This is a genomic window from Nocardia noduli, from assembly GCF_019038455.1.
Classification (GTDB): domain Bacteria; phylum Actinomycetota; class Actinomycetes; order Mycobacteriales; family Mycobacteriaceae; genus Nocardia; species Nocardia noduli.
In genome coordinates this window covers 1-9,324 of sequence record NZ_JAFMPL010000173.1, presented here as the reverse complement: position 1 = coordinate 9,324, position 9,324 = coordinate 1, and the positions used below count along the sequence as shown (strand labels likewise).

At 67.1% G+C, this 9,324-nt stretch carries 8 protein-coding genes; 5 read left to right on the top strand and 3 right to left on the bottom strand.

Annotated elements, in window-relative coordinates; translation table 11 throughout:
• The first annotated feature begins 217 nt into the window (after positions 1 to 217).
• Positions 218 to 1,501, top strand: a complete 1,284-nt coding sequence (locus tag JZ792_RS39750; protein WP_216918051.1) for an outer membrane protein assembly factor BamB family protein — start codon at positions 218 to 220, stop codon at positions 1,499 to 1,501.
• 13 nt (positions 1,502 to 1,514) lie between these two features.
• Here JZ792_RS39750 and JZ792_RS39745 read toward each other — a convergent pair whose 3' ends face one another.
• Genes JZ792_RS39745 through JZ792_RS39735 form a run of 3 tightly spaced genes read right to left on the bottom strand, consistent with a single transcriptional unit; the run spans position 1,515 to position 5,199 of the window.
• Positions 1,515 to 2,777, bottom strand: coding sequence for a glycosyltransferase family 4 protein (locus tag JZ792_RS39745; protein ID WP_216918050.1), 1,263 nt, complete (start codon positions 2,775 to 2,777; stop codon positions 1,515 to 1,517).
• A complete protein-coding gene (locus JZ792_RS39740; protein WP_254191011.1) occupies positions 2,774 to 4,420 on the bottom strand; it encodes a 1,4-alpha-glucan branching protein domain-containing protein in 1,647 nt (548 codons plus the stop codon). The genes JZ792_RS39745 and JZ792_RS39740 overlap by 4 nt, the downstream gene beginning before the upstream one ends.
• Positions 4,417 to 5,199 carry a class I SAM-dependent methyltransferase gene (locus JZ792_RS39735; RefSeq protein ID WP_254191013.1) on the bottom strand — a complete coding sequence of 261 codons (783 nt, stop codon included), beginning with the start codon at positions 5,197 to 5,199 and terminating at the stop codon, positions 4,417 to 4,419. Before JZ792_RS39735 ends, JZ792_RS39740 begins: the two co-directional genes overlap by 4 nt.
• 236 nt (positions 5,200 to 5,435) lie before the next feature.
• Between JZ792_RS39735 and JZ792_RS39730 the strand changes: the two genes are divergently transcribed.
• The 4 genes from JZ792_RS39730 (at position 5,436) to JZ792_RS39715 (ending at position 9,173) form a co-directional block, all read left to right on the top strand.
• Entirely contained in the window at positions 5,436 to 6,221 is a 786-nt protein-coding gene (locus tag JZ792_RS39730; protein ID WP_109528132.1) for an electron transfer flavoprotein subunit beta/FixA family protein, read from the top strand.
• A 94-nt stretch (positions 6,222 to 6,315) separates the two neighbouring features.
• Complete coding sequence (locus tag JZ792_RS39725; RefSeq protein ID WP_109528131.1) at positions 6,316 to 7,272, top strand: electron transfer flavoprotein subunit alpha/FixB family protein; 957 nt, start codon at positions 6,316 to 6,318, stop codon at positions 7,270 to 7,272.
• A 168-nt stretch (positions 7,273 to 7,440) separates the two neighbouring features.
• Positions 7,441 to 8,010 (top strand): DUF4365 domain-containing protein, encoded by a 570-nt coding sequence (locus tag JZ792_RS39720; RefSeq protein ID WP_216918048.1) that lies wholly within the window; start codon positions 7,441 to 7,443, stop codon positions 8,008 to 8,010.
• Positions 8,004 to 9,173 (top strand): hypothetical protein, encoded by a 1,170-nt coding sequence (locus tag JZ792_RS39715; RefSeq protein ID WP_216918047.1) that lies wholly within the window; start codon positions 8,004 to 8,006, stop codon positions 9,171 to 9,173. Before JZ792_RS39720 ends, JZ792_RS39715 begins: the two co-directional genes overlap by 7 nt.
• The last annotated feature ends 151 nt before the right edge of the window (positions 9,174 to 9,324 follow it).

Here is a 9,324-nt window from a genome sequence, read left to right as displayed (position 1 = left end):
AGCCTGACGAGCGCCCGTTCGCGGCCGTCTCGCGTCCGAGCGGTCGAGACAATGCGCCGAAGGCGCGAGTATCGACCGCTCGGACGCGAGACAACAAGGGCCGCGAACCCGCGGCCCCCGGGCCGCCGAATACACTGTCGAGGCCAACGACCCGAGGGGAGAACAGCAGGTGCGAATCGGCAGCGTACGGGCTGGATCCGGTAAGCCGCGTCTCCCCATGCGCGCGTTCGTCCTATCCGCTCTCGGCGCGCTCGTGGTCACCGGCTGCGGCACCGATGTCGATGACATCACCGTCGGCGCGGGTGTCGGCTGGCCCGCCGCGTATCACGACGGCCGCAACGGCGGCGCCACCTCGGTGACGGGCGCCAAGAGGATGGCGCTGAGCTGGTCGCGCCCGTCGGGTGGGCCGATCACGCGTCCCGTGACGATCGGCTCGGAGGGGCAGTTGTTCCTCACCACCCGCACCGCCAATGGTTGCGCGATGCTGTCGTTCCAGATGCCGACGGGGCGTAAACGTTTCTGTAGTCAGTTGGGTCCGAGCGCGGTCTCTTCGCCTTCGGTGGTCGACGGGGTCAGCAATGTCTATGTCGGTGACGACGGCGGGGTGAATTCGTTCAACAATCTCGGGCAGCCGCGCTGGCGCACTCCCGTTGCGGGGGTTCCGGTTTCGGTGCAGTTCACCGGTGACGGGAATCTGTTGACGGTGACGCAGTCCGGTCAGGTCGATGTGTTGAGCAGGCAGACCGGTCATCGTGAGGTGACGACCGTCCAGTTGCTGGGCGAGCCGGATTTCCTCGCCCATCCGGATCTGGCCCGTCCGGTTTCCGGCCAGGGCCTCGATGATTGTCTCACCGGTGGTCCGCAGTGTTCGGTGGCGAATATCTCCGCCGTCGACGCCGATTCCGGCCGTTTCTTCCTGACGCTGTGGCAGCCCGGTGAACCCGTGGCGGCGTTGGTGGCGTTGCGCTACCGCGACGGCAAGGTGGTCGAGGAGTGGCGGGCGAATGTGCTGTCCGGCGGAAGTGGGACGAGTCCCGCGGTCTCCCCGGACGGCGCCACCATCTACGTCGGTGACAACTCGGGTCGGTTGATCGCGGTGGACGCCGCCGACGGTCGCACCAGGTGGGTGCGTTCGCTCGGTTTCGCTCCGCGCGGCGGCATCTCGGTCTCCCCGGACGGCCTGGTGATCCCCGCCGGGGACGAAGGCTATCTGCTCGCGCTGCGCGACAAGGGTGAGGCATCCGAGATCGCTTGGGAGCGTAAGGATCTCGCGCTGCGCGGGACCCCGGTCCAGACCGCGGGCCATACCGGCTATACCGTCGCGGCGATCGGCGCCGGACTGAATCTGATCACCTTCGATACGCGGACCGGCGACACGATCGACTCCGATGTGCTGCCAGAAGCCGAGGGCACGACGACGGGGACGTCGATCTCGGCGGACGGCGAGGTCGTCCTCGCCACCCGCCTCGGTGAGGTCTTCGCGTTCGTGCCCGAGAAGTAGCGGGCACGAACGGTCAGCTCGGCTGGTTCGGATCGCGTTCCGGCAGTGGACGTTCCACGATATTCGGGCGTCCGAGGGGATTGCGCACCCGGCGTTTGGCCGACGAGTAGACCAGCGCGGTCTCTTTGGCGACCACATCCCAGGCGAAATCGGCGGTGAGCCGCTCCCGTGCCGCGTAGGCCCGGTCCTGGGTGGCGGCGGGGTCGTCGAGGGTGGCCCGGGCCGCCTCGACGAGGCCGTCCACATCGGCGGGTTCGAAGGAAGCGCCGGTCACCCCGTCGATGACCGCCTCGCCGAGGCCGCCCGCGGTGGAGGTGATGAGCGGGGTTCCCGCCGCGGCGGCTTCGAGCGCGACGATGCCGAAGGGTTCGTACCGGCTGGGCAGCAGGATCGCGTCCGCGCCGTGCAGCCAGCCGAGCAGTCCCTCGCGGTCGAGTTGTCCGGCGAAGGTGACCGCGCGCGCGACCCGGTGCACCCTGGCGCGTTCGCGCAACCATTCGAACTGGGTGCCGATACCCGCGATGGTCAGTGTCGTTCCCGGGTGGGCGCGGCGGATGCGGGGCAGCGCGGCGATCGCGTCCTGCACGCCCTTCTCGTATTCCAGCCGTCCGACGTAGAGCAGCCGCGGCGGTCCCGATCGCGGCGCGCGCGGCCGAAATGTCCACGCGCCCACGTCGATTCCGTTGCGGATCACCGTCATCGGGATGCGCTCGGGGCCGTAGAGGCGTTCCACCTCGTCGCGCATGGACGTCGAACAGGTGATGAGCGCGTCGGATTCGTTGGCGAGCCACCATTCGACCGAATGGACCTGTTTGTTGACCTTGCCGGCGACCCAGCCGCTGTGCCGTCCGGCCTCGGTGGCGTGGATCGTGGAAACCAGTGGCACGTCGTAGTATTCGGCCAGCGCGATGGAGGGGTGGGCGACGAGCCAGTCGTGCGCGTGCACCACGTCCGGGATCCAGCCGTCGCCGATACCCGGTTTGCCCAGCGCGATACCGGCGCGCACCATGGCGTGGCCCATGGCCAGCGTCCAGGCCAGCATGTCCTCGCCGAAATCGAAGCACGGCGGATCCTCGGCGACGGCGACAACGAGCACGCCCTCGGCGATGAAGGAGTGGGTGGGATGGGTCGAGGAATCCGTTCCCGATGGACGTCGCGCCAGCACGACCACCTCGTGGCCCGCGACGGCCAGTTCGGTGGCGAGGTGGTGCACATGCCTGCCGAGCCCACCGACGACGACCGGTGGGTACTCCCACGACACCATCAGAATCTTCATATGTGCTTTTCTCCAACCGGTACTGAGGCGGATGCTCGTTCCGCATCCGAGACCGGCGCGGCGGCGCCCGACTCGGCGGTGCTGTCGTCCGAACCGACAGCGGTAGCCTGCTCCGGCGCGGTGGCCCGGTGCCCAACCCCGAGTCGTCGCGCGTCCAGTGCGGGGAAGAGTCCGTCTGCCGCCCCCCATCCTGCCGCCAACTGCCCCGCTTTGGCGACCTGGCCCGCGCCGACGGCCGCGGCGATCTCCCGCACCGCGTGCGCGTGCTGGTGCGCGCGTTCCCTGGCGTATCCGGCGGCGGAGTCCTTGCTGACCATGAAGGCCCAGTCGCTGGAGACGGTCAGAATGGCCTCGCGCAGCAATTGGTCGGCGACCGGGTCTCGCAGCGACGGCGCGTCACCCTGCGATTCGCGCATCTTGTCGACCGTGTCCAGGGTCAGCCTGACGATCTCGTCGTTGAGTTCGACCAGGTCACGGACCTGATCCCCGGCCCAGACGCGCCAGTCCTTGCCCGAACCCCACGAGGAGTCCGCCAGCGGCACCGGATCACCGACGAAGCCGCGATCCCGCGCGTCGGCCAGCGTGCCGACGGTGACGCCCGCCTCCGGCAGCGCGCGCAACACCTGGGCCAGCCATTGCGGCCCCTCGTGCCACCAGTGGCCGAAGAGTTCGGTGTCGAACGCGGCCACGACCAGCGCGGGACGGCCGATGCGCGCGGATTCCGAGCGCAGTCGCTCCACCACGGTCCGCACGAAATCGTCGACATCGCGCCCGACGGCAGCCGCGGCGAGTTCGGGATCGTAGGGCGCCTTGTCCGGACCCTCCACCGACTTGCCGGTGACCCGCGACGGTTTGAGTCCGGTGGCGTGATCGTAGTGATGAAAATCACGGTAGGCGGACTGTCCCGGATAGCCCGATTTGGGTGACCAGACCCGGTAACTCACGTGCAGATCGCGTCCGAACGCGATCACGTCGGACTCGCGCACCGGGCGGCCGAGCGAGCTGTCACCGCGCAGCGCGGGGCCGTCGACCATGAAATGTGTCACACCGGCGTCGGCGTAATCGACCTCCATGCCCGGGGTGTAGCCGCATTCGGGAGCCCAGATGCCGCGCGGTGTGTGACCCCAGCGCTGATGCGCGTCAGCCAGGCCCTCTGCCAGCTGGAATGCCCGAAGCCGCGGGTCGAGCAGCGGTTGGAACGGATGCGCCAGCGGGCCGCCGAGCAGTTCGATGGTTTCCGCGTCGATCAGCTGTCGCCACACCGGCGCGGCGCCGTGACGCCAGTTGGTCTCGAAATCCGCGAGAGCCTGTGCCGCCAGCCGGTGTTCGTGACGTCCGAGCGCGACATTGCCCGCCATCGCCGCCTCGTCGGCGCGCAGCTGCCAGTTGCCCAGCCAGTGATGCATGCCCGCCAGGCAGTGCGGATCGTCGAGTTGCGCCGCGAGAACCGGCGTGATGCCCAACGTCAGCAGATGGGAACGTCCTTCTGCCGCAAGGGTTCTCAGGACGTCGACGAGGGGCAGATAGGACGCGGCCCACGACTGGTAGAGCCATTCCTCGCCCACCGGCCAGCGGCCGTGATGGGCCAGCCACGGGAGGTGGGAGTGCAGGACGAGGGTGAACTGGCCGGGTACCTCGCTCAAGGCTTCACCGCGATGGCGACCAGGTCCAGGCTCGCGTCGATATCCTCGGCGAGCAGGGCGAAATCATCGATGGTGACCGCGGCGACGTCGGCGGTGAGATCGGCGGGCCACGGCTGTCCGGCCAGCGCGCGCTCGATCTGGGCGTCGATGAAGGACCCGCCGTGTTTGGCGTCGAGCGCGCGCAGATTCGGGCCGTGGTGCACACCGATCATTCGCGACACCTCGAATCCGGCCTCCACCAGCAGTTCCGCGAGTTCGGCCGCGTCGAGTTCGCGGGTGTGGAACGGGTTGAGCGGGGTGTCGCGACCCGGGGAGAAGGTGATCCGGTTCGGTGTGCTGATGAGCAGTTCGCCGCCCGGGCGCAGCACCCGCAGGCATTCCCTCAGGAACTGACCCTGATCCCACAGATGTTCGATCACTTGGAAATTCACCACGACATCGACCGAATCGGCGTCGAGGGGGAGATCGGCGAGATTGCCCTGGACCATCTCCACGCGCGGATAACGTTCGCGCACATGGGCGACCGCGCCCGCGTCGTAGTCGAGTCCGGTCACCTTCGCCGCGACGCCCGCGATCATGTCGGCGCCGTAGCCCTCGCCGGATCCGGCTTCCAGCACGGTCTTTCCCGCGCAACGATCGAGCAGTCGGGCGTAGGCGACCTCGTGCCTGCGGAACCAGTAGTTCTCTTCGGCGATGCCGGGGACGGTGCGCTCGCCGGTCAGCGGAAGCGTCTCGCCGTCTCGGTGGTCGGTGTCGGCGACCGTTCCGGGGGCAGTCATGACCGTCGGGTCGATCGGTGCGGCAGGGATCACAGCCTCGCTCATCGGTCCGACGTTACTGGTAGGGCCCGCGCACGATATAGCCCGGACCGCTGTTGTGGGGGCTGCGCCCATAAGTTACCCACGGGTAACTTAACGTAGGGTAGTGTCACGCCCGAGCTACTCACACGGACGTACGGCCAAGCTCGTGCGACCACCGGATACACGTCCCCAGAACAGGAGGTCGACGAAGACCGATGCCGAACATCGTCGTACTCATCAAGCAGGTTCCTGACACCTGGTCCGAGCGCAAGCTGACCGATGGTGACTACACCCTCGATCGCGAGGCCGCCGACGCCGTCCTCGACGAGATCAACGAACGCGCCGTCGAAGAGGCGCTGCTGATCAAGGAGGCCCAGGGCGGCGAGGTCACCGTGCTGGCCGCCGGTCCGGACCGCGCCACCGAGGCCATCCGCAAGGCGCTGTCCATGGGCGCCGACAAGGCCATCCACATCAACGACCCCGCGATCCACGGCTCCGACGCCGTGCAGACCGCGTGGGTGCTCGCCTCCGCTCTCGGCCAGGTCGAGGGTGTCGAACTGGTCATCGCCGGTAACGAGGCCACAGACGGTCGCGCGGGCGCGGTTCCGGCGATCATCGCCGAATACCTCGGCCTGCCGCAGCTGACCCACCTGCGCAAACTCGTCGTCGACGGCGAGAAGATCACCGGTGAGCGCGAGACCGACGAAGGCGTCTTCAAGCTCGAGGCGAGCCTTCCCGCGATCGTCTCGGTCACCGAGAAGATCAACGAGCCGCGCTTCCCCTCCTTCAAGGGCATCATGGCCGCGAAGAAGAAGGAAGTGCAGACCCTGACGCTGGCAGACCTGGGCGTCGATCCGTCGACCGTCGGTGTCGCCAACGCGGGCACCACCGTCACCGCCTCGACCCCGAAGCCGCCGCGCACCGCGGGCGAGAAGATCGCGGACGAAGGCGACGGCGGCACCAAGATCGCCCAGTACCTCGTCGGCCAGAAGATCATCTGATCGTCGCCACGTCGTTGCGGGACAACCGCACCCGGACGAGTCGTCACGTGAACGTCGCGCTCTCCGGGACTGAGACTGCTTAGGAGAGAACACAATGGCAGAAGTACTTGTGCTCGTCGAGCACGCCGACGGTGCGATCAAGAAGGTCAGCACCGAACTCCTCACCGCGGGCCGCGCCCTCGGTGAGCCCGCCGCCGTGGTACTCGGTGCCGCGGGCACCGGCGAGAAGCTGGCCGACGCGCTGGCCGCCGCCGGTGCGGAGAAGATCTACATCGCCGAATCCGACGATGTCGAGAACTACCTGGTGACCCCGAAGGTCGACGTGCTGGCCGGTCTGGTCGAGTCGATCTCGCCCGCCGCCGTGATCGTCGCCGCCACCGCCGAGGGCAAGGAGGTGTCGGGCCGCCTCGCCGCCCGCATCGGCTCCGGCCTGCTGGTCGACGTCATCGACGTCAAGGCCGACGGCACCGCCGTGCATTCCATCTTCGGTGGCGCCTTCACCGTCGAGGCCAAGGCCACCGGCGACGTGCCGGTGATCTCGGTGCGTCCGGGCGCGGTCGAGGCGTCGGCGCAGGCGGGCGCGGGCGAGAAGGTCACCGTCGAGGTTCCGGCGCAGGAAGACGGCGTCGTCAAGGTGACCTCGCGCGAAACCGTCACCGGTGGCGATCGTCCCGAACTCACCGAGGCGGGCATCGTCGTCTCCGGTGGCCGCGGTGTCGGTTCCGCCGACAAGTTCTCGGTCGTCGAAGCGCTGGCCGATTCGCTGGGTGCCGCCGTCGGCGCGTCCCGCGCCGCGGTCGACTCGGGTTACTACCCGGGCCAGTTCCAGGTGGGTCAGACCGGTAAGACGGTCTCCCCGCAGCTCTACGTCGCCCTCGGCATCTCCGGCGCCATCCAGCACCGCGCGGGCATGCAGACCTCGAAGACCATCGTCGCGGTCAACAAGGACGAAGAGGCCCCGATCTTCGAGATCGCGGACTACGGCATCGTCGGCGACCTGTTCAACGTCGCCCCGCAGCTGACCGAAGCGGTCAAGGCGCACAAGGGCTGAGCCCTTCCGCCCCACCGATTCACAGAACGGCCCCGGACACCCGTCCGGGGCCGTTCCGCGTTTCGACACCGCCACCGCAGTGGTGATCGAAACGAAAAGCCAGGACGGGCAAGCGGATTGGGCTAGAGTGGTCCAGCGCTTGTGCCGGGGACTCGAGCAGGGGGATGCGTGACCGATATCGACATGGCGAGCCGTGGGCGGGAGTCGGCGGAATCCGGGATTCCATGCGATGCACTGCCTATCACCGCGAGGCAAGAACAGTTCAGTCTCGGATTCATCCGCCTCGTCGCGGCCGCGGCAGGTTGTTCCATCAAGAGTCACGAGACCGACTATGACGGTGTCGATATCACGATCGTCGCCTCCGCCGAGTATTCGAAGTACTACTGCCCGGAATTCGATATGCAGCTGAAGTGCACGACACAGCACAGGCGTCTGGGCGCCGACCATCTGGCCTGGTCGATGGAGCGCGACCGATTCGTCAAGCTGGTGAATCCGAAGAGATATATCCCAGCCCTACTCGCCGTCCTGTTGATCCCCGAGAACCCCGACGAACTGGTCGACCTGTCGGAGGCGGGATTGACCAGTTCGAGCCGGATGTACTGGGAGTACGCCGCAAATCTCGGAGGAATGGATGATGATAAGGGCAGCAAGACGGTCCATCTGCCGCGAAAGAATCTGTTCGACGTAGACGGGTTGAACGCCATCATGCGGACCATAGGCGAAGGAGGGCAATGGTGAACAGCGCACCGCTCGACACGCTCCGTGAGATCGCGTCCACGTTGTCGCCGCCTGCCGTTTCGCAGTATCTAGCGACCCACGAGTGGGAGTTGGAGACCCGCGACCACGATGTCAAGGAAATCTGGAAGCTTCCCGGTGCGGACGGTGTTCGCGGCCGGATCATGCTGCCCTTGGCCACCGACTTCATCGACTTTCCGCGACGTTTCAGTGAGACGCTCCAGGCGCTCGCCACGATCTACGATTGGGATCTGGCCGTGTTGGCCGAACGAATCGCGGCTGCACGGGCAGATCTGTTCTTCGTCCGTCTCGATCAGGAAATGGTCGATGCGACCATCCCGTTCCGCCAGGCGGAGAAGTCGCTGGAGGCCTTGTTCACGATGATGAAGGCTGCCGCTACGACCGCCGATGATCCGACTCACTCCCATCGCGGTAGCAGGTCGGCGATCGTGACGAACTTCCTCGAAGAGGACATCCGATTCGGACACACCAAACGCGGGAGTTTCGTGTTCACGGTGGTCACACGGCTCGGTGATCCGTCGCCGGAAAACGAGGTGAACGCCAGCGCGCCGTTCCCTCGCAGAGTGATGACGACGCTCGCCACCGGATTGAGGTCGACTCGGCAACTGGCGCTCACCTGGGACGAGGCCGCCCTCGACTGTGCCGGACAGCTCGGGCTCAGTGCGGCGCTGGTGGAATCGGTGCAGGATTTGACCCAGCCGGAAGCGCTGCGCGCGCTGGATCTGTCGTTCGACTGGGCAGCCGCCGCGCCCCCGCCCGAGGTGGGTATCTCGCGAATCGTCGTGGACCGCAATGCGATGGCGGGTCTGCCGCGTGTGCGCGAAAGACTGGTGCGCCGCGAGGAGCCTTCGAGGCATCAAATTCTTCTGGGAACGGTACGCACTCTCAATCGCGACGACCTCGGGGACGGAGACTCGGAAACTACCAGCATCGTGCTGTCGACTCATGTCGACGGACGCCTCCGGAAAGTACATGTGCCACTGGCGGGCGAGGAATACGAATGGGCTATCCGCGCACACCGGAGTCGACAGCCGATCGTCGTCTCCGGCGATCTGATCTTCGAACGCGGAGCCTGGCGGCTGACCGGCGCCATAGCCGTGGACCCGAGTTTCATCGATCGGGAGACCGATACGAGCCGAGGGTGAACCCGACTCGATGAACATCGGCCCCGTGCGAGAACACGGGGCCGATGTGATCAGCGGCTGCGGTGGAGGTTGTCGAGCAGGGTGGTGAGGATGGGGGAGGGGCGGGCGTCGGTGCGGACGATGGCGGAGACCGGGATGCGTAGGCGGTGTT